Below are 23,270 nucleotides of genomic sequence, written 5' to 3' on the forward strand. Positions count from 1 at the left end.
GCGCCGAGGCAAAGCCCGGCTGCGAGCGGCCGTCCATGCGAAAACGCCGGTCAGGCGGCGATCACCCTATCGTCGCCGCCAAGGCATGCGGCAAGTCCCTGCAACGCGCTGGACTGGTGCGCGGCGCGGCGCTGGATGAACAGCGTCTCGACATGCGCATGCTGCGGATTAAGCTTGTGGATCTTGATGTCGCGCTGGACGTGGTCGCGCTCGACCACCGCGCGCGGCAGCAATGTGACGCCCATGTCGGCGGCGACGCAGCCGACCATGCCGTCGAGCGTGCCGAGCTCGAAGCGGGCGGCGGACGGCCAGCCGAACTCGGTGAACACCTGTTCGAGGCGTTGCCGGTAGGTGCAGCCGGTGCGGAACACGAGCGCAGTCGGGCCCGACTCCGGCGTGCCGGCGCGCAAGGCGGCGAGCGATTTCCAGCGCTGCGCGGTGACGAGCACCAGTTCCTCGGTGAAGGCGGATGTCGCCGACAGTTCGGCGTGCTCGATCGGACCGGCGACGAAGGCGCCATCGAGCGAGCCGTCGAGCACGGCCGCCACGAGGTCGGCGGTCGGTGCGGTGCGCAAGGTCAGGCGCACAGCCGGATAGCGGCGATGAAACTCGGCAAGCAGCGTCGGCAGCCGCACCGCGGCGGTGGTCTCCATCGAGCCGATCGACAGCGGCCCCTTTGGCTCGCCATCGTCGCGGGCGGCGAGCACGGCTTCGCGCGACAACGCCGCCATGCGCTGCGCATAGGGCAGCAGGCGGCGGCCGGCGCCGGTCAACGACATGCCGCGGCTGTGACGCTCGAACAGCGCCGTGCCGATCTCGGCCTCCAGCGCCTTGATGCGCTGGGTGACGTTGGACTGCACGGTATTCAGCTCGTCGGCGGCCCGGGTGATGCCGCCGAGCCTAGCGACCGTAGAAAAGGTGAGCAGGTCGGTCAATTCCATCTGGGACCACCGTTCCATTTTAGAGATGGTAGCGTTCTCTAGTATTCATTTTCCGAGAATGTTAGGTCCGCTTACGCTGCGAGTCCAGAACAGCAAGTCCAGAACAGGGAGCAACGCATGCCGATCGGCACCGAATTGACGGCTCGTCTGGGCATCGCGCATCCGATCCTGCTGGCGCCGATGGCGATGATCACGGGAAGCCGGCTGGTGATGGCGGTGAGCGACGCGGGCGGCCTCGGCATTCTGGGCGGCGGCTACGGAGACCGGGCCTGGCTCGAAGCGGAGACGGCGGTGCTCAGGAAATATCACCGCCCGTTCGGAATCGGTTTCATTACCTGGAGCCTCGCCAGGCAGCCGGAGCTGATCGAGATCGCACTGCAGGCGCGGCCGCGCGCGGTGATGCTGTCATTCGGCGATCCCGCGCCGTTCGCGCCCAAGATCAAGGCCGCGGACGCGCTGCTGATCTGCCAGGTACAGAGCGAGGAGATGGCGCAACAAGCGCTCGATTGCGGCGCCGATATCCTGATCGCGCAGGGCACGGAGGCGGGCGGTCACGGCGCGTCGCGCACCACGCTCGATATCGTGCCTGCGATCATCGACTTCGCGGCGGGGCGGGTCCCTGTCGTTGCAGCCGGCGGCATCGCTGACGGCCGCGGCCTCGCGGCGATGATGATGCTCGGCGCATCCGGCGTGCTGATGGGAACGCGCTTCTATGCCAGCGTCGAGGCTGATGCGCCCGAGCAGGCGAAGCAGCTGATCCGCGCGGCCAAGAGCGGCGAGACGGTGCGCGGCGTCGTGATGGACTGGTCGCGCAAATTGCTGTGGCCGGCGCCGTTCACCGCGCGTTCGCTTGCCAACGATCATCTGCGGCGCTGGTCGGGCCGCGAGATCGAGCTGATGCAGCGCGCCGACGAGGTCGCGGTCGAATACGCCGCCGCGAGGGAAGCGGCCAATTTCGACATTGCCGCGGTGTTCGCCGGTGAGTCCGTCGGGCTGATCCATGATATCGTTCCCGCGGCCGAGATCGTCGGCCGCATCGTCGCCGAGGCCGAGCAGAGGTTGCAGGGTCGGCGCAATTCTCTTTCCTCTTTGTCCTGAACAAGCGCGAGACAGACCATGTGGCCGGACCGTCGATTGATTGATCGTTTCAAGACCGAATTCCCGATCGTGCTGGCGCCGATGGCCGGCGTGATGGATGCGGAGCTCGTGATCGCGGTGGCGCAGGGCGGCGGGCTCGGCTCGCTGCCATGTGCGATGCTCTCGGCCGAGAAGGCGCGTGAGCAGGTCAACATCATCCGCCAGCGCGTGTCCGCGCCGGTCAACCTCAACTTCTTCTGCCACAAGGCGGTCGACGCCGATCCCGCACGCGAGGCGCAATGGCGGCAGCGCCTGGCGCCCTACTATCGCGAACATGGTCTCGATCCGGATGCGCCGATCAACGCGGCGAACCGCGCGCCGTTCGACGCGGCATTCTGCGCCGTGGTCGAGGAGCTGAAGCCCGAGGTCGTCAGCTTCCATTTCGGCCTGCCGGAGCCGAAACTGTTGCAGCGGGTGAAGGCCGCGGGCGCCATCGTGATGTCGTCGGCGACCACAGTGAAGGAGGCGATCTGGCTCGAGGAGAACGGGGCCGACGTCGTCATCGCGCAAGGCGCCGACGCCGGCGGGCATCGCGCCATGTTCCTGACCGATGATATCGCCGAGCAGCCCGGCACGTTCTCGCTGTTGCCGCAGGTGGTCGATGCGGTGAAGGTGCCGGTCGTCGCGGCCGGCGGCATCGCCGACGGACGCGGGATCGCCGCGGCCTTTGCGCTGGGCGCATCCGCTGTGCAGATCGGCACCGCGTTCCTGCGCTGTCCGGAATCCAAGGTCAGCGCGGCGGGCCGCGTGGCGCTGGCGCAGGCGAGCGATGAATCGACCGTCATCACCAATGTAATGACCGGCCGCCCGGCGCGCGGTGTCGCCAACCGCGTGATTCGCGAGGTCGGCCCGATCTCACCAGACGCGCCGGCGTTCCCGCATGCGGCGACAGCTCTCGGGCCGCTGAAGGCGGCTGCCGAAAAACAGGGCAAGGTCGATTTCACCAATCTCTGGGCCGGGCAGGCGGTGCGGATGGGCAAGGAAATGCCGGCCGCCGAGCTGACCCGCGCGCTGGCAGGCGCCGCGCTGGCGCGGATGGGCAAGATGGCGGGCTGATTTCGCCTCCGTCCCCGCAATTTCGGTGTATGCCCCGGACTGCCGCCTCGGATTTCCAGCTATGGAGAGGCGGCAGTTCACTTGTCGCATCACTTGGCACATCACCTGGCGCAGGAGCACCACGGCATGATCACCTGTTATCTGCGATACGAAGTTCGTGCGGACAAGCTCGCCGAATTCGAGGCTTATGGTGCGATGTGGCTGGAGCTGGTGCCGAGGTTTGGCGGCACTCATCACGGCTATTTCCTGCCGTCCGAGGGCGCAAGCGACGTGGCGTTGGCGATTTTCAGCTTTCCGAGCCTTGCGGCCTACGAACAGTACCGCAAGGACTCGGCGCTCGATCCGGACGTTCAGAAGGCGATCGCCTTCGCGAGGGAGACGCGCTGCTTCGCCCGCTATGAACGGTCGTTTTTTCGGCCATTGCTGCCGAAGCCGGCTTAGCCGACCGTGGAAAGCCGGGTCGCTCCGACGCTGGCGGGCGCCGCGCTGGCACGGATGGGAACTCTGTCTCAGGCCTGACGCGCCGGCTCGCTCCGGCTGATCTCCAGATGCTCGGTCGCGAGCCTGCGATAATGCGCGGCCATTTCCTTGTAATGCTGCCGGGAGATCGGATCCGTGGCGCTCTCGGCGCGGCGCTCGAACATCTCGGCCTTTTCCTGCAGGGCTTTCGCTTGGGACTTGGCCATCGCTCGCCTCGCTCAGACCAGGCAGGCGACGTAAAGGATCGCGATCCCCAGCACCGTGCCGATCGACCACAGGGCAGGATCCCAGCCCTCCGACCGGGGGCGGCTTTCCAGCGTTTGCATGACGCACTCCGAACTTTTCTATTTAGAGGGAGTAGGCGCCCTGAATGTTTCGGCACCACTTCGTGGCAGCCGCAAAGTGGTTTCGTCGCAGGCTTTTGCGGCCCGAATGCGCACCGGGACGTCTCGCCCGGGTGCCCGGCAGGGTGCCGAAGCGCCGGGCCGAGGGATTCGCGCGGTTGCGGCGCAAAACCGGCCTCTGCTATACGGCGGGCTGACCTTTCAGCCCCGAGGCCCTATATAATGTCCGTAGACGCCACGACCGTCCGCCGCATCGCGCATCTGGCGCGGATCGCGGTCAGCGACGCCGAAGTTCCCCATCTCCAGGGCGAGCTGAACGCGATGCTGGCCTTTGTCGAGCAGCTGTCGGAGGTGAACATCGACGGCGTCGAGCCGATGACCTCGGTGACGCCGATGGAGATGAAGAAGCGCGCCGACGTGGTCAATGACGGCGAGATCGCCGACGACATCGTCCGCAATGCGCCTGATACGACGAACCACTTCTTCCTGGTGCCGAAGGTGGTCGAGTAGTTCTCTGTTCTGGGACGGTCCCGATGTGTCTGCTCTGCGACGACGAGAAGGCCTACAAGGCTTATATGGACTTCCTCGATGCGATGGAGCGCAAGGGGAAAGTCGCCGACCCCAATGCGGCGATGGACGCGGTGCTCGACCATCTCGAGGCACTCGATGCCGCACGCGCCAGGGAAAATGCCCAGAGAAATATGAGCCCCCGGCAGGACGATCCCGCGAACGACAAGACCCTGTCTCCGTTCTTCTGCAGCCCGATCAATAAATGACCGATTTGACATCGCTGACGATCGCCGAGGCCCGCGAGGGCCTGGCGAGCAAGTCTTTCACCGCCCGCGAACTGACTGACGCGCATCTTGCCGCCATCGAGGACGCGCGCGTGCTCAATGCCTATGTGCTCGAGACGCCGGACCGCGCCCGCGAAATGGCCAGGGCGGCCGACGACAAAATTGCAAAGGGCGAGGGCGGGCCGCTGGCCGGCATTCCGCTCGGCATCAAGGACCTGTTCGCGACCCGCGATATCCGAACCACGGCGTGCTCGAAGATCCTCGGCAATTTCATTCCGCCCTACGAGTCGACGGTGACCTCGCAGCTGTGGCGCGACGGCGCGGTGCTGCTCGGCAAGCTTAACAATGACGAGTTCGCGATGGGCTCGTCGAACGAGACCTCGTGCTTCGGCCCGGTCACCAACCCGTGGCGGCGCGAAGGCTCCAACACCGCGCTGGTGCCGGGCGGCTCGTCCGGCGGCTCGGCGTCGGCCGTGGCGGCACTGCTCTGCATGGGCGCGACCGCGACCGACACCGGCGGCTCGATCCGCCAGCCCGCCGCGTTCACCGCGACCGTCGGCATCAAGCCGACCTACGGCCGCTGCTCGCGCTGGGGCATCGTGGCGTTTGCATCCTCGCTCGACCAGGCCGGCCCGATCGCGCGCACGACGCGGGATGCCGCGATCCTGATGGGCTCGATGGCGGGGCATGATCCCAAGGACACCACGTCGGTCGACGTCGCGGTGCCGGATTACGAGGCCGCGATCGGCAAGTCCGTGAAGGGCATGAAGATCGGCATTCCCAGGGAGTATCGCCTCGACGGCATGCCGGCCGAGATCGAGAAGCTCTGGAGCGAGGGCGCGCAATGGCTGAAGGCCGCCGGCGCCGAGCTCGTCGAAGTGTCACTGCCGCACACCAAATACGCGCTGCCGGCCTATTACATCGTGGCACCGGCGGAGGCCTCGTCGAACCTCGCGCGCTACGACGGCGTGCGCTACGGATTGCGCGAACCGGCCAAGAACATCATCGAAATGTACGAGAACACCCGCGCCGATGGGTTTGGCGCCGAGGTGCGCCGCCGCGTGCTGATCGGCACCTACGTGCTCTCGGCCGGTTACTATGATGCCTATTATCTGCGTGCGCAGAAGGTCCGGACGCTGATCAAGAAGGATTTTGAGGACTGCTTCGCCAAGGGCGTGCATGCGATCCTGACGCCGGCGACGCCGTCGGCGGCGTTCGGCATTGGCGAGAAGGGCGGTGCCGATCCGGTCGAGATGTATCTCAACGACATCTTCACGGTGACCGTGAACATGGCCGGCCTGCCGGGCATCGCCGTGCCCGCGGGCAAGGACACGCAAGGCCTGCCGCTCGGCCTGCAACTGATCGGCCGTCCGTTCGACGAGGAGACGCTGTTCTCGCTCGGCGAGGTGATCGAGCAGGCGGCCGGCCGGTTCGCGGCGCCAAGATGGTGGTGAGCGATGGCGGATTTCCGCGCCAGTCTCGCTGACGCTGCGCCCGATACGGCGCTGTCGCCGCCGCTCGCCGCATTGTGGTGGGCGAGGAAGGGCGACTGGGACCAGGCGCACAAGATCGTGCAGGACGAGAGCGACGCCAATTCGGCCTGGGTCCATGCCTATCTGCATCGCGTCGAGGGCGATCTCGGCAATGCCGGCTACTGGTATCGCCGGGCCGGCCAACCCGTCGCGAGCGATACTGTTGAGGCTGAGTGGGAGCGGATCGTCTCCGCACTTTTGGTCTGAACAACCGGTGCCAGGTACGGTGTCTTGTGCGGTGTCTTGGCACCGCGAGCATTAACCCTGTTTCGGCCGCCATGCCGCCGCCCAGATTGGCCGTGATAGGCTGGTGGAACCGGGCGGGGGCCAGCGGCAAAGAGAGTATTCGTGCGTAGGTCGGGCATAGGGGGATGGCTGTCAGCGTTGCTGGTGGCTGCGGTGGCGGTGGGCCTGGCCGGCTGCGCAACCGTCTACAATCTCCCGGGCAACGTGCCGCTCGGCGCCGCGGCTGCCGACGCCAACGGTGTCAGCGATATTCCGGCTTATGACGACGACCTGCTGCTTGCGCTGTCGTTCTCCGGCGGCGGCACGCGCGCCGCGGCGTTTTCGTTCGGCGTGCTGGAGGAGCTCGACCGTGTGCGCTCCAGCGCCGCCGGCACCAAGACGCTGCTCGATCGCGTCGACTTCGTCTCCGGTGTCTCCGGCGGATCGATCACCGCGGCCTATTTCGGATTGAAGCGGCGCGCGGCGCTCGACGATTTCCGCGAACGCTTCCTGCTGCGCAATGCCGAGGAGGGACTGAAGACCAGGATCTCGCTCGGCAATATCGGGCGCGCGCTGGGCGGCGGCGTCAACGACAGCCAGTTCACCGACTGGCTCGATCAAAACCTGTTCGACGGCGCGCGGTTCGAGGCATTGCCGGACGACCGCCGGCCGCGGGTGTGGATCAACGCGTCAGACATCTACAACCGCACGCCGTTCGTGTTCGGCAAGACGTCGTTCGACGCGCTGTGCAGCGACATCCGCTCCTATCGTGTCGCCGAAGCGGTGGCGGCGTCCGCCGCGGTGCCGTTGGCTTTCGCCCCGATCGTGCTGCAAACCTACCCCGGCGGCTGCGCTGCGCCGCTGCCGTCCTGGCTCGATCGGGTGCGCAACGATCCGAACGCGCAGCCGCTGCTGCGCTCCTATGCCGAGGCCCAGGCGCGTTACCGCGACGGCTCGATGCGCTACGTCAAGCTGCTCGATGGCGGCCTGGTCGACAATTACGGCCTGTCGGGGCTGAGCATCGGTCTGCTCGCCGCGCAACGCCCTTATGAGCCGCTGAGCGAACGGCAGGCGGCCAAGCTCAGGCGCATCCTGTTCCTGGTGGTCGACGCCGGCCGTGGCATCTCCGGCGATTTCGTGCAGACGCTCGAAGGGCCGAGCGGCGTCGAGCTGGTGTCCGCAGCCGCCGACACTGCGATCGATGCCAGCGTGCGCTCGAGCTACGCCGCCTTCACGGCGCTCGCCAACGACTGGTCCGGCAAGTTGAAGCACTGGCGCTGCGGCCTGTCGGCGGCGGATCGCACGAGGCTCGGCGTCGGCGCCGGCTGGAAGTGCGGCGACGTCGCAATCTATGTCGAGCGGCTCGGCTTCGACCGGCTCGGACCGGAGCGCGCCGGCATCCTGAATGCCATCCCGACGCGGCTTTCGCTGCCGGCCGAGCAGGTCGACCAGCTGATCACCGGCGGCTCGGACGCGCTGCGCTCGAGCAAGGCCTATCAGCAGTTCCGGCGCGGGCTCTGATCTCTGCCCCAATGCGCCGGTACGGGCTGCAAGGGGACTGCAAGGCGGCTTGACTGGCGCGATCGGTTGCGCGAAGCCCAATCCATCCCAGATATCACCTGTCCGGAAACCGAGATCCATGACCGCATCTGCCGCCCCTCACAGACTGATCAAGAGCGCCACCGGCGATTGGGAGGTTGTGATCGGCATGGAGGTCCATGCCCAGGTCACCTCGAACGCGAAGCTGTTCTCGGGCGCGTCGACCGCGTTCGGCGGCGAGCCCAACTCCCACGTCTCGCTGGTCGATGCCGCGATGCCGGGCATGCTGCCCGTGATCAACGAGGAGTGCGTCCGCCAGGCGGTGCGCACCGGTCTCGGGCTGAATGCGCAGGTCAACCTGCGCTCGGTGTTCGACCGCAAGAACTATTTCTATCCAGACTCGCCGCAGGGCTACCAGATCAGCCAATACAAGTCGCCGATCGTCGGCGAGGGCGAAGTGGTGCTCGAGCTCGATGGCGGCCGCAGCGTCACGATCGGGATCGAGCGGCTGCATCTGGAACAGGACGCCGGCAAGTTGCTGCATGATCAGTCGCCGACGATGTCCTATGTCGACCTCAACCGCTGCGGCGTCGCGCTGATGGAGATCGTCTCCAAGCCGGACATCCGCGATGCCGAGCAGGCCAAGGCCTACGTCACCAAGCTGCGCTCGATCCTGCGCTACCTCGGCACCTGCGACGGCGACATGGAGAAGGGCAGCCTGCGCGCCGACGTCAATGTCTCGGTGCGCCGTTACGGCGAGACCGCGTACGGCACCCGCTGCGAAATCAAGAACATGAACTCGATCAACTTCATCGGCCAGGCGATCGAATACGAGGCGCGGCGCCAGATCGAGATCATCGAGGACGGCGGCTCGATCGACCAGGAAACCCGGCTGTTCGACCCGAACAAGGGCGAGACGCGCTCGATGCGCTCCAAGGAAGAGGCGCACGACTACCGCTACTTCCCGGATCCCGATCTGCTGCCGCTCGAATTCAGCCAGGCTTTCGTCGACGAACTCAAGGCGCAGCTGCCGGAACTGCCGGACGAGAAGAAGTCCCGTTTTATTACGGGCTTCGGCCTGTCACCCTATGATGCGAGCGTGCTGGTCGCCGAGCGCGAGAGCGCAGAGTTCTACGAGACGGTGCTCGCTCGTCTCGCCGACAAGGCGCGCGACGGCAAGCTTGCCGCCAACTGGGTGATCAACGAGCTGTTCGGCCGTCTCAACAAGGAAGGCGTCGCGATCGCGGCCTCGCCGGTGTCGGCGGAGCAACTCGCCGCGATCGTCGATCTGATCGGCGAGGGAGCGATTTCCGGCAAGATCGCCAAGGACTTGTTTGAGATCGTCTGGCGGGAGGGCGGCGATCCGCGCGCGCTCGTCGAGGCGCGCGGCATGAAGCAGGTCACCGACCTCGGCGCGATCGAGAAGGTGGTCGACGACATCATCGCGGCCAATCCCGACAAGGTCGAGCAGGCGAAGGCGAAGCCCGCGGCTCTTCAATGGTTCGTCGGTCAGGTGATGAAGTCGTCGGGCGGCAAGGCGAACCCGAAGGCGGTCAACGAGCTCTTGAAGTCCAAGCTCGGCGTCTAAACGAACAGGACAATGATGTTGTCCTTGGCGCATGATCCAGTCGGATCATGCTCTCGCGCCGTCGCCATCGGCGTCGTCGCGCGCGCGTGAACGCGGCGTGATCTTGCCTCACACCCTCCCTCGACGGTCGCGCTGACGCCTTCCGCGCCGAATCGGCGAAGCTGCGATTCGTTCGCGAATCCGGTCCCGGTGACCTCAAACGAGGCAAAAGCGGTCTTACCCACGAAAATTTTTTCGTTGCCAGAAGTTACGACTCGGCGTTCGCGACGCGCCGCTTTTCGTCACAGCTTGCGACTCAACGCAATGACGATCGCGCGTCGATCGTTCGAATGCGAATTCAAGAAATGCCTGCAATACAGGCGTTTCCTGCAACGTTGACAAATGCCGATGTCGGCCGTTGCTGCATTTCTTGTATCGTCGCGTGAATGCAATGCCGATTTGATCGCCGCCGCGCGCTGTGCGCACTGCCACCGCTGCGTCAACACTTCCTTAAGCGGGACACTGTTTTTTTCGGTCTGTTGGTGTATTCGGGAAGTAGTGCATATCGATTTCCCGAGTGCACGCAGCGAGAGCCATCTCACATACTGGAGGGCAACATGGCTAAGAAGGCAAAGAAGGCGAAGAAGGCGAAGAAGGCGAAGAGCGCAGTGAAGAAGACTGCGAAGAAGACCCGCAAGGTCGCCAAGAAGAAGTAAGCCTCTCGCCTTGAGAGGATTGCCGGCGGCTTGATGCCGGCACGTCGCGAGAGCCAGCGGACGGACTGCTGAGAGGCACCTCCCACCCCAAGGCTCTGGCTGACGAAAGAGGGTGTCGGCGAGACATCAGGTCAAACGGCTGGATCGAATTTCGGAGAGGGCGACCTTCCCAAAAGCGGTCCGGCAGAAGAAACAGAGATTTCTTCGTTCGGTGCGGATCCCGCTTGGTTCCGCAATTTCACCGGCGGCAATGCCGAGCTGAAATCTGGTCCTGACGTGTTCGCCGACCCCCTCGTTCCGGCGGCCCGCGCAGTCCGCGCCCGGCAGCCACTTTCCACATCCCATTTTCTGGATCGACATCGGGCCTCACGGCCTCGCGTTCCTTTGCGCGCGCGACCGTACCGCGGCTCCGTGGACCGTCCGCCAGGCCTGCCAGCGCGCCATCAACTCATCGATTGACCACATGCGCCGGCGGCCGGGACCGGCCGGTGCCCGCGGCTATTGTCCGCGATGGTTATCGTTGTCCGAAACACCAGGGTAAACCGGCGTTCACGAATACCCGGAAATGCCTGCGGCACAGGCACTTCTGCGATTCCGGGGAACGTGCCAGGCGGGCCCGATTTACATCCCGTTCATCGCGATACTTAAACCGCTCTTCAAATTTGATGGGCCATGATCATCCCAACAAGCCGGCAAACGGCGCGCGGTGATCCCAGTGATCGGCGCGGGGCATGATCCCAGGGATCGGCCCGGGAATGACAGGGTAGCTTAACAGTGGACGGGGGCCGCGCTCGGGGGAGGGCGGCCAACAACAAAAAGGGAATGACGACAATGTTTCAGGGGGTCATCGATCAGGAAAGCGCTGTCCCGGTTGCTGCGACTGCAATCCAGGACGTGCTGTTCGAGCGCGGCATGTATTGGGCGAGCGGCCGCTCCGGCGTGGTCAACCTCGTCGCTGCGCACAAATGGTTCAACCTGGCGGCGCTCAAGGGACGTACCGATGCGATCGCGCACCGCCGCGAAGTCGCCGAGCAGATGTCCGACGTCGAGATCGCAGCCGCCCAGCGCGAAGCCCGCGCCTGGATGACGACGCACTAAGCTTTCGTTTTGACGCGTTTTCTTCACGCGAACCGGTGATCCACGTCGCTCGAAAACGCACAGCTCGAGCTGGGAGCCTCGGCTCCCTCGCTCCATCTAGAACCAGTATCGTGCTGCGTAGATCACGGTCATCAGCGCTCCGGCGGCGATGACGAACTGCCGGACGATGCGAGCCGGCAGGATCCGGATCAGGTGGCCTCCGGCATAGCCGCCGATCATGGCGCCGAGCAGCATCACAGAGGTCTCCGGCCACCGCACCGCTCCCTGCACGATGAAGATCAGTGTGGCGGCGAGCGACACGCAGGTCGCCAGCAAGTTCTTCAATGCCTTGATCGCCCTGATGTCGTTGGGTTCCGTGATCGACAGCACCGCGGTCAGGATGACGCCGAGCCCGGCACCGAAGAACCCTCCATAGACACACGCCAATCCGAGCACGGTACTGCTCGCGCCGGTCGAGGGCAGAGCTGCGGCATTCTGATGTCTGATGGTCCACGCCTGGATCTGCGGCGCGAAGGCAAACAGCAGCGTTGCGAATGCGATCAGGGCCGGCACCGGCAGGACGAACAGCCGCTCGGGAAGCAGCAAAAGGACGCCGGCACCGGCTGCGCCTGCGACCGTGGAGACGGCGACGAAGCTGATCGCGCGCCGTGTCGGCGGCGGCAACTTGCCGCGATCGGCGAGCGCTGCGATCAAATGCCCCGGCGAGATCGCCACCGCATTCGACGCATTGGCGATGACGGCGGGCAAGCCTGCGGCGAGCATCGCCGGAAAGGTGATGAGCGTCGCGCCGCCCGCCAATGCGTTGATGATGCCTCCCACGCCACCGGCCGCGAGCAGCAGAAGACTTGTTCCGGTATCCATCCTTCACCCCTTTTGCAGGGTGAGCAGGCTAGCGGGCCGAGCGCCGGCCGGTCTGGAACGTCTGTGACGCCGTTTCAATCGCGCCAGTAGACGCCCGGTGTCGTGCCGAAGGTGCGGCGGAACAGGCGGGTGAGATGGCTCTGGTCGGAGAAGCCCGCATCCGCCGCAACGGCTGCGACCGGCTCGCCGGCGCGCAGCAACTGTCGGGCAAGATTGAGCCGGGCGAGCAGGCGGAAGGCATGCGGCGCGACGCCGAGCTCGCGCCTCACCATGCGGCTGAACCCTTCGCGGCTTCGTCCGAAGCTGGCGGCAATCGCGCCGATCGGCTCGACGCTCTTCGTCAAGGCCGAGCCGAGCTTCGCCCTATCGATGCACCCGGCCGGGCGGGACGGCTCGCACGACAGGATGTCGTTGGCGATCTCGCTGATGTGCCCGGGCGATATCTCGTCGATGCTCCGCCAGCGGCTCCCGACGCTGACGATCCGCAGCGATGAGCTCGCGCAGGCCGCCCGAACATAGGCATTCAGGCAAACCGTCTCCGCGCCCGGTGTCGCCATCGATGCATGCAGCATTCCCGCCGGAATGAGCATGGCATGGCCCGCAGGCACGGTGACGGTCGCGCCGTCGATGAGAAAGGCGCGCGACCCGGACAGCACCAGCACGATCTGGCTCTCGTCATGGAAGTGCGGCCTGAGGGCGAGCGAGCCGGCACCGCGCCACGACGCCAACTCGACGATGTCATCGTTGGCGGCGCGCCGGTAGTTCCAGGCATTGGTCATGGCGAACTTGGGTGATCACAGAGGTTTCGAACCGATGGGTGGGTGATCCCCGAACGTAGCACGGGGGTCACCGACCGTCACCGCTGCGCGACTGAAGCCATCGGCGAGGCCGTTCGCATCGTCGCGACGGCGATGAGGGCGGCGACGAAGTTGGCGGCTGCGCTGATCGCCACCGGGATGAAATAGCTGTGGCTGACGTCGAACGCGAAGCCGGCAGCGCTCGGACCCAGCAGCGTGCCGACGGCGACGCTGGTGTAGAGGATGCCGATGATGCCGCCGACATTGCGGCCGCCGAAATGATCGGTGACCACGGCGGGCAGGATCGCCACCCAGCCGCCGTAGAACACGCCGAACAGCAGCGCGAAGACCGTGAGGGACCAGAAGCTGCCGGCGATCGCCCAGATCGCCAGCGAGACGGCCATGCCGAGATACATCGCGATCAGGAATGCATCGCGGCCGACCCGGTCGGCGATGCCGCCGAGGAAGAACCGGCCGGCGGTGCTACCGACGCCGATCATCCCGAGCAGCAGCACCGCGAGCGTCGGCGCCACCTGATGGTCGACGGCAAAGGGCACCAGGTGCACGAAGGGCACGAATACCCCGAACGCGCTGATCAGGCAGGCCGCATAGAGCCCGGCGAAGCGGGCGGTCTTGACCGCGCCGGGGATCGAGACGCCCTGGCTGAGCGGCGCGCCTGAAGCCGCTTCGAGCGCATCGCCATCCGGTCCGGTACCATGGCGGCGCGGATCGTCGGCGATCAGGAGCGATGCTCCGATCCCGGCGACGGCAGCGACAACGCCCAACACCACGTAGGCATCGCGCCAGCCGAGGCTCGTGATCAGCCAGGTCGCGAGCGGCGGCATCGCCAGTGTCCCGACCCCGATCCCGCTGACGGCGAGGCCTGACGCAAAACCGCGCCGCTTGACGAACCAGCGTTGCACGGCGCCCAAGGTCGGAACGTATGCGCAACCGACGCCGGCACCGATGCCGATGCTGTAGGCGGCATAGACCTGGAGGATGGTCTGCGCCTGTCCCGCCAGCATCATGCCGAGACCGACCAGCGCCATTCCAAGGCCAGCGAGCCTGCGTGCGCCCCAGCGGTCGGCAAGCGGGCCAGAGACGATACCGAGGCCAAAATACAGGAAGCCCGCAAACGAGAACACCAGCGAGACCGAGCCGCGCGAGGCGCCGAACTCCCGCTGCAACGACTCGACAAAGGACGAGAACGTGTAGGCGCTGCCGAAGCCGACGAACGTCACGACGAAGGCGGCTGCGACGACATACCAGCCATGGAACGGCTTTGCTCTCTGATGACCGGCGTGCATGACGGCGTTCCTCATGATCGTTCTCCCCGTGGTGCGCCGCCGGCGTTGGCCGTCGGATAGAGCAGCATCTGCGTGCAGCGAAACAGCGCGATGGACTTGCCGGTCGCTTCGCTCCGGATCTCGGCATCCCACACCTGGGTCGTGCGCCCGGCATGAACGAGGCGCGCCTCGCAGCTGACGCAGCCTTCGCGCGCGGCGCCGATGAAGTTCGTCTTCAACTCGCCGGTCGCGAAGCCGATCGCGCCGTCCGGCAGGGAGGCGAGGCAGCCGAATCCGCACGCGGTATCCGCCAGCGCGACGATGCTTGCGCCGTGCAAGAGCCCGTGCGGCGAGAAGTGCTTCGCGGCAATCTCGAAGCGGCCGCGGATGAGGCCGCGTTCGGCTTCGAGCCACTGAAAGTCCAGCAGGCCGGGCAGGCTGCCGGGTTGCGACGCGTTGATGCGGTCGATGCGTTGGACGGTATCGCTGCCTGCACCGATGCCGTGCAGGGCGAGTTTGTCTGGGAACTCGGTCATGTCCTGTCCTGGCTCCATCAGGCAACCGGGAGCCGCTGTCGCGAGCTGTAGAAAAGATTAGAAAAACTAACTTTATTGGCCCGGATTTCTCTGAGTTGACGCGACTCTCGGCGTTACGGTAGGCTGATTAGGTGCCGCGAAGGCCCCGTTGGCAAACCAGATTTGCTGCGCAATTTAGATTAGAAAATCTAAATCATGGAGAGCCGGCTTCCTCCCCTGAACGCGCTCAAGGCGTTCGAGTCCGCCGCCCGCCATCTCTCGGTGAAGCTCGCGGCCGAGGAGCTGTGCGTGACGCCGGGCGCGGTCAGCCAGATGCTCAAGACGCTGGAAGCCCATCTCGGCGTCAAGCTGTTCGAGCGGGTGCCGCGCGGCATCTATCTCACCGACGCCGGGCGCGACTATCTGCCGTCGATCCGCAATGCGTTTCGCCAGATCGGGGAGGCCTCGCGCCGCGTCGCTGCGTCGGTCGACGTCGGTACGCTGACGGTGAGCGTCACGCCGTTCTTTGCGTCGGCCTGGCTGGTGCCGCGCATGGCGTCGTTTCAGGGCGCGCATCCCGAGATCGATCTGCAGATCGTCACCAGCAACACGCTGGTCGATTTCTCGCGCAGCGGAATCGACGTCGCGGTGCGCCACGGCCTCGGCCGCTATCCGGGGCTGCGCAGTGATCGCGTCGTCACGGTCGAGATGGTGGCGGTCGCCTCGCCGTCGCTGGTTGCGCGTCTCGGGCGGCCCGCATCTCCCACAGAGCTTGCGGGCTGGCCGCAGGTGCATGATGCCGATCGCAAGGGGTGGAGCCTGTGGTTTCAGGCCAACGGCATCACGGAGGTGCGCACGCCGCGCGGTCCCTCGTTCGACGACAGCGGTCTGCTCCTGAAAGCCGTGCTGACCGGGCAGGGCGCAGGCTTGCTGCCGGCGGCGATGGTCTCAAATGAGATCGAAAGCGGCGAACTGATCCAGTTGCTTGAGACCGCGCATCTGGAGGAGTTCGCCTACTATCTCGTCTGCCCCGACAACCGGCGGGGGCTTCCGAAGATCGCGGCGTTCAGGGAATGGATATTGGGGCCGGTGGCGCAGTCAGCAGTTGGAGACCACTAAGCCGCGGCGGCCTACCGGTAGAACGCATTCGGCGGCACGCCAAAATGCTTGCGGAACATCGCGGTGAAGGCGCTCTGGCTGGCATAGCCGGCATCGAGCGCGACGTCGACCACCCGCGCGCCGCCCGCGAGGCGTTCCAGCGCGAACAGCCGGCGGGCCTGCTGACGCCACTCGCCGAACGTCATGCCGGTTTCCCTGGCGAACAGACGATGGATCGTCTTCGACGTCAGCTTCAGCCGTCGCGCCCATTGCTCCGCCGTGGAGGCATCGTCCGGGCGGGCCACCAGCGCCGCGCAGATCCGCGCGAGCCTTTCGTCGCGCGGCATCGGCAGATGCAGCGGCAGCACATCGATTTCGCGCAACTGGTCGAGCAGCACGCGCATCAGGCGCTCGTCGGACGTCGCAGGCGCATAATCCAGCGGCACACCCATCGCGGCGACGAACAATTCGCGCAGCAGCGGCGAGACCGTGAACACGCAGCTGGTCTGCGGCAGATTGGGGGCCGCGTCGCTGTCCACGAACACGGTGCGGATCTTGACCGCCCCGCACATCCGGACCTCGTGCGCGAGACCGGCCACCAGCCACACCGCGCGATTGGGCGGCACCACCCAGGTGCCCTCGGCGCAGCGCACGATCATCACGCCTTCGATCGCATAGAGCAGCTGGCCGCGCGGATGCGCATGCAGGCCGGTCGATGTGCCGCTCGGATAGTCGATCTCCATTGCCGCCATCGGCCGCGCCGTGGCGTGATAATCGAGGTGCCGTGTGATCAGCTCGTCCAACACGTCTTAGTCTCGCATGTCCCAATCTCGCTAGGTGAGGTCATTCTAGCGTGAGACGGACTTCGGCGCGACAGGTAGTTGCTGGTGCGTCCTTCACCAATGCGCTGCCGGATCATGCTCAGGAAGAATGCTGCACTTCTCTATCCCTTCGTTGCCATCGTGCTGTGGGCCGGCAACGTCATTGTCTCGCGTCTGTCGGCCCACACGATCGGTCCGCAGGCGATCACCTTCTATCGCCTGCTGGTCGCGGTGCTGCTGATGTCTCCGTTCGTGGCACGCGCCGCCTGGCGCAATCGCCGCGCGATCTGGCCGCATCTCGGGCCGCTCGCGATCCTCGGCTTCCTTGCGATGTGCCTGTTCCAGAGCCTGTCATATCTCGCGGCCGAGACCACGACTGCGACCAACATGGCCGTGTTCACCGCGCTGACGCCGCTACTGACGGTCGCGCTCAGCGCCGCGCTGCTCGGCGAGCAGCCGACGCTTGGCATGGTCTGCGGCGCGCCGCTGTCGTTCGCAGGCCTCGTCTATCTCGTCAGCGGCGGCGAATTGTCGTCGCTGCTGCAGAACGGCGTGCATGCGGGCGACGCACTGATGCTGCTCGCCGCGATCGTCTACGCCCTGTACGGCGTGCTCCTGAAGCGCTGGAATTTGCCGATCACCGGATGGCAATCCACCTACATGCAGGCGCTGTGCGCGCTGGCCGTGATGCTTCCCGCGTTCCTCGCGACGCCGGCGCCGTTGCGGCAGGTCAACGCGGAGACCTGGCCGTTGATCGTCTATGCGGGCGCGCTGGCCTCGGTGGTGTTGCCGTTCCTCTGGATCCGCGGGGTCGCGCAGCTTGGGCCGAACCGCTGCGCGATTTTCATGAACCTGTTGCCGGTGCTGACGGCCGCGGCCGCAATCGTGATGCTGGGTGAACCGGTCCGGACGTTTCACGTCATCGGCGGCGGCCTCGCACTGCTCGGCGTCGCCTGCGCGCAGGCCTTTCCGCGGCCGCTGTTGCGCGCGCAGCGTGCCTGAGCATGTCACCTATCGTCACAGCGATGTCTGATCTATCGCTCGCGGGCCGGCGTCGCGACATCGTGCCCGCATAACTGCACCGCGGTGCGGCTTGAGATCGACGTCGCACTGCCTGTCTGGAGTCCAACGGCCGTGTTATATTCGGCCTTGTACGATAGGGTCTTCATCGCGAACTACGTTGGAAGGGACATTGTCGTCGCCCTGGTTGAGCGTACGCCGTCCGGCGAGCTCACGCTGCGTGATCACGCGCAGGCTCTACATCGGCGATCTCGCGGTTTGATCACATGTGAAAGGCCGCGGTAGAATAGAACGCCGCGGTCGGCAGTCACTTGTTCGGTGAAACGGAGTGATCGCCATGCGTGTTGCCTTGGTCTTGACGTTGCCTCTTGTGATCCTGTGGAGTGCGGTTGCGGACGCGGCCACTGCGCATCACCGGCGCGTGCGACAGCACCTCATCATCCGTCCGAGCGAAGAAGTGGTCGTGCCTGGCGGGTACAGATATCCCGGCTTCGGGCCGATCCCGCCCGGCGAGAATCGAAATCTCGATCCATCCACGCGCGGTAGCGGCTGACGTCGGTCAGCGCCGCAGTTTCATCACGTCGATCACGCTGCCTGCCGAACGGACGGCAGGCGGCAGTGCTTCGGGGCGTAGTCAGGAGGCAGGGGCGTGCTTCTCGCGGGCCCTTTTGCTTGGCAGGGACGGAGAGATGCCTCTTCCATCGGACAGAAGGTTGGTCGAAGGATCGCGCTATGCCGCGTCGGTGACCAATTTGTGCTGAGATCGCTCAATGACACCTTTTTCGAGTGTGGCGATGGTTACCTTGAGATTGTCGTACCGCTCTTTGAGCGACCTTGCCAAGATCGGATACCTTGCGTCCGATTGGTCATAGATTCCCGCGCGCGCTTCTTCGGTCGCAATATCGGCTTCGATCTGCTGGCAGGCCAGGACAAGATCGGACAGCATCTTCCTGACCGTCGACTCTCGTCCGGTGCTTGCGCGAGGTGTCTCAAAACGATGATGCATGTTCATGTGCGTGCTCCGAATGTCCGAGTTCGGCACACCGCGAACAGCTGGCGTCCGAACTATTCACGGATACATCGCAAGTCGCCTGCCAGGAGCGGGTCCGTAAGAATACGAGCGGGACGTAAGTCTGATGGATCTCGCTATTCTCGGCGCCAAGCCGGAATGCAGGCGCCAAGCGTGACGCGCTGGTAGTCTCGAGCGGCATTCTGATCTCCGGATTGTTCAGCGAACCTGACCGCTGCCTCCATGTCCTGAGAGGCAGACGCGCTATCGCAGAACAGGCTGTGAATTTCAGCCCGGTATCGATATGCCCTGTAGTTCATCGGGTTGTACTGAAGCGCCATGGTGTAGTTGCTTTGCTCCTCAGTGGCGACTCGGCGCGCTTCATCCGATTGACTGTCGATGTTGGTCAGGCGATTGAGCGCCTGGAGTGTTCCGAGCTCCGTGTACCGTTGAGACATCGCGCCGAAACTTGCAGGAAGTGCTTCGGCCGAAGAAGCAGGCTGCTTCGCCGCGCTCTGCGCGCGTTCAATTTCGATCTTCTTGTATTTGATGGCGTTGTCGTAGTCGCGCAGGCTTTGGAAGGTGCTCGATATTTCGCTGTTGATCGGCGCAATATAGGCTGTCGACAGTCGTTGATCGCTCAGCAGGTTGAGGCATGCCTGTATCTTTGCCTGCGCGGGCAAGACATCGCGACATTCCTTGTCAACCACACGACGCGCGTCCGGCGGATGAACTGTTGGCGGCGTCTGAGCAGCAGGCAGGACAATGGCCAGTGCGAAGCAGACCGCTAACCTGAGACCGCGACCCGGGCCATCCATCTAATTTCTTCGCCTTCAGCCCGATCTCGACCAGCCAGCGGACATTTCGTGCAGGCTTCATGATTATTTGATGCCAAATAATCAGGCCGAGGGGAAGCTGCGACTTCCACCTATGAGTGCGCGGGGTCGATTTGACGACAGGTCGTCAAGACAAACGCTGCCTTGCTGCATTGCCAATCGCTGCCAAGCGCAGCGCTCGAGACGGGCCGTGGGGCGGCAACGATCGCCAGCACAACAACCATGCAAGCCAGCGAAGTTGCGATGAGGAGCCTGCCTGCCTTGGATGAGAAGTGCTGCCGTAACGTGGGACCTAGATCGGCAGATCGGCGAAGCTGGGCGTTACGCAAAACCTGGTCGATATCCTGGAATTGAATGCTGCTGTCCTGCTGCATGGCTTTACTCCGGAAATATTCAGGTGATGAAAAACTTAGGGGATGCTGCGCGCGGTTTGTTTCGCGCTCGCTTCAACGCACCGGGAATGATGTTTCGTTCACGCGGAGGTGACTATCGGTTCGGGCCAAAGGCGGCTTGTGTAGCCGCTCGTGCGCTGAACAGCGATTTTCCAGAAATTTCAATGATGTCAATGAGACTGGCGGAGACGGAGGGATTCGAACCCTCGATAGGCCTTTACAAGCCTATAACGGTTTAGCAAACCGCCGCCTTCAGCCACTCGGCCACGTCTCCAATGGCGCCGATATGCCCGAGAGGGCGCTAAGCCGCAAGCGGCAGATTCAGTTTGCGGCAAGGTGATTTGGTGGCAGCTCCGCCGCGGGGGGCCCCGGGAGCGCGCGCTGAGCCTTTATATTGCGCGATATTGCGCGCCGATTCCGGTGCGGTGGCTCGGGCGAGGGCAGGAAATGCAATATATAACAATAAGTTAGATCGAGGTCGGCGCAGAGCTAACGGTGGCCCCTCGCAAGGCTGTTGAAGACCGGCCGGCGCCTGGTCATTCCACGCTGGCGCCGCGGCGCAGGTCGGCGTCGATCTGCAATCTGGTGCCGCCGCCGAAGCGGGCGCGGTAGACCTGCAGGTTCTCCATGATCCGCTGGACGTAGTTCCGCGTCTCCGAGAACGGAATCAGCTCGACCCAATCGACCGCGTCGACCTTGGGATCGCGCGGGTCGCCATAGCGCTCGATCCACTTCTTCACGCTGCCGCGGCCGGCATTGTAGGCGGCGAAGGTCAGGATGTAGGAGCCGCGATAGTCCTCGAGCAGGCCGCCGAGCTCGGCCGCGCCGAGCATCGCGTTGTAGACCGGGTCGGTCTTCATCCGGTTGAGGTCGAAGCCGATGCCGGAGCGCTTGCAGACATAGCGTCCGGCGTCCGGCGTCACCTGCATCAGGCCGTAGGCCTGGGCGGGCGACACCACCGCCGGATTGAACGCGCTCTCCTGGCGCGCAATCGCGTAGACGACGCTCTGCTCGACCTCCGGTCCGACCTGGCGGAACGAGGGAATGCCGTTCACCGGGTAGGCGTAGTGGTCGAACGGCAGGCCGCGATTGAGCGCGGCCTTGCCCATCAGCAGCATGCCTCGGGCATCGCCGTGGCGCGCGGTGAGCTCGCCGAGGCCGGCGAGCGCTTCCGGATCGCCATTGTCGCCCATGTCGCCGAAGATCGGGATCGCGAGCTCGCGCGCGTTGATCTCGTAGAGCAGTCCGACCGCGCGCACGATTTCCAGCCGATCGGCGCCGCGGCCGCGCGGCGCGCTGTTCAATTCGATCTGCGGCAGGCCGAGCTTGGCGCGCGCGAGCTGGCCGTAATAGCTGGTCGACTGCTCGGCTGCGCGCGCGTAGGCGGCGCGCGCCTCCTGGCTGCGGCCGGCGGCCTCGGCTGCGCGGCCCTGCCAATAACCGGCACGCGCCAGCGCGGTCGGGTTGGCGCTGCCGACGCCGATCCGCGCGAAATGCTGGGCGGCGAGGGTGGGGTCGTTGAGAAAGCGCAGCGCGATCCAGCCCGAGGTGAATTCCTGCTCGGTCTTGTAGATGTCGCGGGCGGGCAGCGCCGCGTCGCGCGCGATCAGATAGGCGGTGCGAAACTCGTTGACGTCGATCATCTTGCGCGCCAGCAGGCGGCGCTCGACCCACCATTCGTCGACGTTGAAGAGCCGCGCGGCGTCCCTCGGCGCGCTCAGCATCAGCCGCGCGGCTTCGGCGAACTTCTCCTCGCGGCGGAGCAGCTGGATCTTGGCGAACAGATAGCCGGTGTCGCCGGAGAGCTCGCTTGGCACGGCTTCCAGCAGCGCGCGCAGGTTCGAGCCCTTGCGGTTGGCGGCGATCCGCGCCTTGGCGAGTGCCAGATAGCCGGAGCCGAGGCGCTTGGCCTCGCGGATGCCGGCGGCCTCGTTTTCGGTGCCGTAGAGCATGGTGTCCATGCGCGCCTTGTGGTCGCCGGCGGTCAGGAACGAGCCGAACAGATCGAGCGCGGTGGTTTCGGTGTCCTCGCTCATCGGATCGTTGCGCCAGGCCTCGCGCACCAGCCGCTCGGCATTGCCGCGGTCGCCGCGTCCGATCATCACCTTGGCGAGCGCGAGCCGGCCCTTGGCCGAGACCGGCGATTCATTCTGGAACCAGGCCCACACCGCGGAATCGTCGCGATGGTCGTCCCATAGCGATGCCTCGATGCGGCGGCGTAGGAAGGTCTGCGAGGGCCAGCTCGGGTTGGCGTCAAGGAAGGCGCGGTAGCGCTCGACCGAGGCGCCATTGTCCTCGCTGCGCAGGATCAGCCATTCGGCAAGCTTGCGCGCCACCGGATCGGAGATCGAGGCCTCGGCCTCGGTGGCGTCCGCCGGCTTGCGCTTGCGCAATAGCTCGACGACGCTCGCGAGCGCTTCCTTGTCGGATTGCGACGTCGACGATGTCGCGGCCACGGCCGCGGGCAGCACCGGCTTGCGCGCGATCGGCGCGGCATGCTGGCGGGTCGCCGGAACCAGCGCAGGGGCGGCGGCGCGGACGGGCGCGGGCTTGTTCGGCAGGCTTCCTGTCGCAGCCGGAGCAGCGGGCTTCGACGCCGTGGTCTTTGCAGCAGTGGGCTTCGTCGTAGTGAGCTTCGTAGTGGTCTTGGACGTGCTGCTCTTTGACGCGGCGGCCTTCGCAACCTCGGTCTTGGAGTGCGCCGCCCTGGCGCCTTCGGTCTTCGCCGTGCCGGACTTCGAAGAGGTCGTCTTGGCGGCCTCCGCCTTGGCAGCGCTGGTCTTGGTGTCGCCGTTCTTGGCGTCGGCTGGCTTTGAAGCGTGTGCCTTCGAGGTGCCGGACTTGGAAGCGTCGGTCTTGGAAGCGTCGGTCTTGGAAGCGCCCTTGGAAGCCGCATTCTTCGAGGCAGCCGTCTTGGAAGCAGCATCCTGGACAGCCGGCTTCGCGGCTGGAACATCCTCGGCGGCCCATGCATTGGCCGTGATGGCGGCAAGGCCAACAACGAGCGCCAGGCTCGTCGCCAGCGCCGTCGATCGCAATGTGCCTGCGCGGGCGGAACGGATCACAGAAGTCCTCTGCGGCCCCGAATCATCTGGTCGGTTGGGCCATGGGTTCTTATTTGATTGAAAACGTAGACAAAATACTAAGAAGCCTGCCGGTGCGGCTGTTTGCGCCAGCACAACGGCGAAATCGCGGCTGGAACCGGC

The 23,270-nt window shown here is 65.3% G+C and carries 24 protein-coding genes and 1 tRNA gene; 12 read left to right on the forward strand and 13 right to left on the reverse strand.

What is annotated here, in order from left to right:
* Positions 1 to 50: 50 nt before the first annotated feature.
* Positions 51 to 941 carry a LysR substrate-binding domain-containing protein gene (locus ACVW1C_RS38230; protein WP_456762645.1) on the reverse strand — a complete coding sequence of 297 codons (891 nt, stop codon included), beginning with the start codon at positions 939 to 941 and terminating at the stop codon, positions 51 to 53.
* 117 nt (positions 942 to 1,058) lie between these two features.
* On the opposite strand from ACVW1C_RS38230, the gene ACVW1C_RS38235 reads away from it, so the two are divergent.
* From ACVW1C_RS38235 to ACVW1C_RS38245, 3 genes are all read left to right on the forward strand, one after another.
* Entirely contained in the window at positions 1,059 to 2,039 is a 981-nt protein-coding gene (locus ACVW1C_RS38235; RefSeq protein ID WP_456762646.1) for an NAD(P)H-dependent flavin oxidoreductase, read from the forward strand.
* Positions 2,040 to 2,057: 18 nt separating this feature from the next.
* Positions 2,058 to 3,134: an NAD(P)H-dependent flavin oxidoreductase gene (locus tag ACVW1C_RS38240; RefSeq protein ID WP_456762647.1), complete on the forward strand. Its 1,077-nt coding sequence runs from the start codon at positions 2,058 to 2,060 to the stop codon at positions 3,132 to 3,134.
* Positions 3,135 to 3,260: 126 nt separating this feature from the next.
* Positions 3,261 to 3,575, forward strand: a complete 315-nt coding sequence (locus ACVW1C_RS38245) for an NIPSNAP family protein (RefSeq protein ID WP_456762648.1) — start codon at positions 3,261 to 3,263, stop codon at positions 3,573 to 3,575.
* 68 nt (positions 3,576 to 3,643) lie between these two features.
* Here the strand turns inward: ACVW1C_RS38245 and ACVW1C_RS38250 are convergent, their stop codons facing one another.
* On the reverse strand, positions 3,644 to 3,820 hold the full coding sequence (locus ACVW1C_RS38250; RefSeq protein WP_456762649.1) for a hypothetical protein: 177 nt from the start codon (positions 3,818 to 3,820) through the stop codon (positions 3,644 to 3,646).
* Between the two features lie 360 nt (positions 3,821 to 4,180).
* On the opposite strand from ACVW1C_RS38250, the gene gatC reads away from it, so the two are divergent.
* The 6 genes from gatC (at position 4,181) to gatB (ending at position 9,636) form a co-directional block, all read left to right on the forward strand.
* Positions 4,181 to 4,468, forward strand: a complete 288-nt coding sequence (gatC, locus tag ACVW1C_RS38255; RefSeq protein ID WP_092114784.1) for an Asp-tRNA(Asn)/Glu-tRNA(Gln) amidotransferase subunit GatC — start codon at positions 4,181 to 4,183, stop codon at positions 4,466 to 4,468.
* 23 nt (positions 4,469 to 4,491) lie between these two features.
* Positions 4,492 to 4,734: a hypothetical protein gene (locus ACVW1C_RS38260; RefSeq protein ID WP_456655437.1), complete on the forward strand. Its 243-nt coding sequence runs from the start codon at positions 4,492 to 4,494 to the stop codon at positions 4,732 to 4,734.
* Entirely contained in the window at positions 4,731 to 6,206 is a 1,476-nt protein-coding gene (gatA, locus tag ACVW1C_RS38265; RefSeq protein ID WP_456762650.1) for an Asp-tRNA(Asn)/Glu-tRNA(Gln) amidotransferase subunit GatA, read from the forward strand. Before ACVW1C_RS38260 ends, gatA begins: the two co-directional genes overlap by 4 nt.
* Positions 6,207 to 6,209: 3 nt before the next feature.
* Positions 6,210 to 6,491 (forward strand): hypothetical protein, encoded by a 282-nt coding sequence (locus ACVW1C_RS38270; protein ID WP_456762651.1) that lies wholly within the window; start codon positions 6,210 to 6,212, stop codon positions 6,489 to 6,491.
* A gap of 177 nt (positions 6,492 to 6,668) precedes the next feature.
* On the forward strand, positions 6,669 to 8,030 hold the full coding sequence (locus tag ACVW1C_RS38275) for a patatin-like phospholipase family protein (RefSeq protein ID WP_456763275.1): 1,362 nt from the start codon (positions 6,669 to 6,671) through the stop codon (positions 8,028 to 8,030).
* 118 nt (positions 8,031 to 8,148) lie between these two features.
* A complete protein-coding gene (gene gatB / locus ACVW1C_RS38280; RefSeq protein WP_456762652.1) occupies positions 8,149 to 9,636 on the forward strand; it encodes an Asp-tRNA(Asn)/Glu-tRNA(Gln) amidotransferase subunit GatB in 1,488 nt (495 codons plus the stop codon).
* 821 nt (positions 9,637 to 10,457) lie between these two features.
* On the opposite strand, the gene ACVW1C_RS38285 is transcribed toward gatB, so the two are convergent.
* Positions 10,458 to 10,691, reverse strand: coding sequence for a hypothetical protein (locus ACVW1C_RS38285; RefSeq protein ID WP_456762653.1), 234 nt, complete (start codon positions 10,689 to 10,691; stop codon positions 10,458 to 10,460).
* Between the two features lie 471 nt (positions 10,692 to 11,162).
* On the opposite strand from ACVW1C_RS38285, the gene ACVW1C_RS38290 reads away from it, so the two are divergent.
* A complete protein-coding gene (locus ACVW1C_RS38290) occupies positions 11,163 to 11,429 on the forward strand; it encodes a hypothetical protein (RefSeq protein ID WP_021078341.1) in 267 nt (88 codons plus the stop codon).
* 96 nt (positions 11,430 to 11,525) lie between these two features.
* Here ACVW1C_RS38290 and ACVW1C_RS38295 read toward each other — a convergent pair whose 3' ends face one another.
* The 4 genes from ACVW1C_RS38295 to ACVW1C_RS38310 form a co-directional block, all read right to left on the reverse strand.
* Positions 11,526 to 12,290: a sulfite exporter TauE/SafE family protein gene (locus ACVW1C_RS38295; RefSeq protein ID WP_456762654.1), complete on the reverse strand. Its 765-nt coding sequence runs from the start codon at positions 12,288 to 12,290 to the stop codon at positions 11,526 to 11,528.
* 74 nt (positions 12,291 to 12,364) lie between these two features.
* On the reverse strand, positions 12,365 to 13,069 hold the full coding sequence (locus ACVW1C_RS38300; protein ID WP_456762655.1) for a helix-turn-helix domain-containing protein: 705 nt from the start codon (positions 13,067 to 13,069) through the stop codon (positions 12,365 to 12,367).
* A gap of 77 nt (positions 13,070 to 13,146) precedes the next feature.
* Positions 13,147 to 14,409, reverse strand: a complete 1,263-nt coding sequence (locus ACVW1C_RS38305) for an MFS transporter (RefSeq protein ID WP_456762656.1) — start codon at positions 14,407 to 14,409, stop codon at positions 13,147 to 13,149.
* Positions 14,406 to 14,909 carry a PaaI family thioesterase gene (locus ACVW1C_RS38310; RefSeq protein WP_456762657.1) on the reverse strand — a complete coding sequence of 168 codons (504 nt, stop codon included), beginning with the start codon at positions 14,907 to 14,909 and terminating at the stop codon, positions 14,406 to 14,408. Before ACVW1C_RS38310 ends, ACVW1C_RS38305 begins: the two co-directional genes overlap by 4 nt.
* A 195-nt stretch (positions 14,910 to 15,104) precedes the next feature.
* On the opposite strand from ACVW1C_RS38310, the gene gcvA reads away from it, so the two are divergent.
* Positions 15,105 to 16,007, forward strand: coding sequence for a transcriptional regulator GcvA (gene gcvA / locus ACVW1C_RS38315; RefSeq protein ID WP_456762658.1), 903 nt, complete (start codon positions 15,105 to 15,107; stop codon positions 16,005 to 16,007).
* 11 nt (positions 16,008 to 16,018) lie between these two features.
* Here the strand turns inward: gcvA and ACVW1C_RS38320 are convergent, their stop codons facing one another.
* Complete coding sequence (locus ACVW1C_RS38320) at positions 16,019 to 16,792, reverse strand: AraC family transcriptional regulator (RefSeq protein ID WP_456762659.1); 774 nt, start codon at positions 16,790 to 16,792, stop codon at positions 16,019 to 16,021.
* A gap of 111 nt (positions 16,793 to 16,903) precedes the next feature.
* On the opposite strand from ACVW1C_RS38320, the gene ACVW1C_RS38325 reads away from it, so the two are divergent.
* A complete protein-coding gene (locus ACVW1C_RS38325; RefSeq protein WP_456762660.1) occupies positions 16,904 to 17,809 on the forward strand; it encodes a DMT family transporter in 906 nt (301 codons plus the stop codon).
* A gap of 748 nt (positions 17,810 to 18,557) precedes the next feature.
* Here ACVW1C_RS38325 and ACVW1C_RS38330 read toward each other — a convergent pair.
* From ACVW1C_RS38330 to ACVW1C_RS38350, 5 genes are all read right to left on the reverse strand, one after another.
* Entirely contained in the window at positions 18,558 to 18,839 is a 282-nt protein-coding gene (locus ACVW1C_RS38330; protein WP_456762661.1) for a hypothetical protein, read from the reverse strand.
* A 134-nt stretch (positions 18,840 to 18,973) separates the two neighbouring features.
* Positions 18,974 to 19,654, reverse strand: a complete 681-nt coding sequence (locus tag ACVW1C_RS38335) for a hypothetical protein (RefSeq protein ID WP_456762662.1) — start codon at positions 19,652 to 19,654, stop codon at positions 18,974 to 18,976.
* A 110-nt stretch (positions 19,655 to 19,764) separates the two neighbouring features.
* Positions 19,765 to 20,046, reverse strand: coding sequence for a hypothetical protein (locus ACVW1C_RS38340; protein ID WP_456762663.1), 282 nt, complete (start codon positions 20,044 to 20,046; stop codon positions 19,765 to 19,767).
* Between the two features lie 198 nt (positions 20,047 to 20,244).
* Positions 20,245 to 20,338, reverse strand: a tRNA-Ser gene (locus ACVW1C_RS38345).
* A 262-nt stretch (positions 20,339 to 20,600) separates the two neighbouring features.
* Positions 20,601 to 23,129, reverse strand: a complete 2,529-nt coding sequence (locus tag ACVW1C_RS38350; protein WP_456762664.1) for a lytic transglycosylase domain-containing protein — start codon at positions 23,127 to 23,129, stop codon at positions 20,601 to 20,603.
* Positions 23,130 to 23,270: the final 141 nt, after the last annotated feature.

Source organism: Bradyrhizobium sp. USDA 4011 (assembly GCF_054063415.1).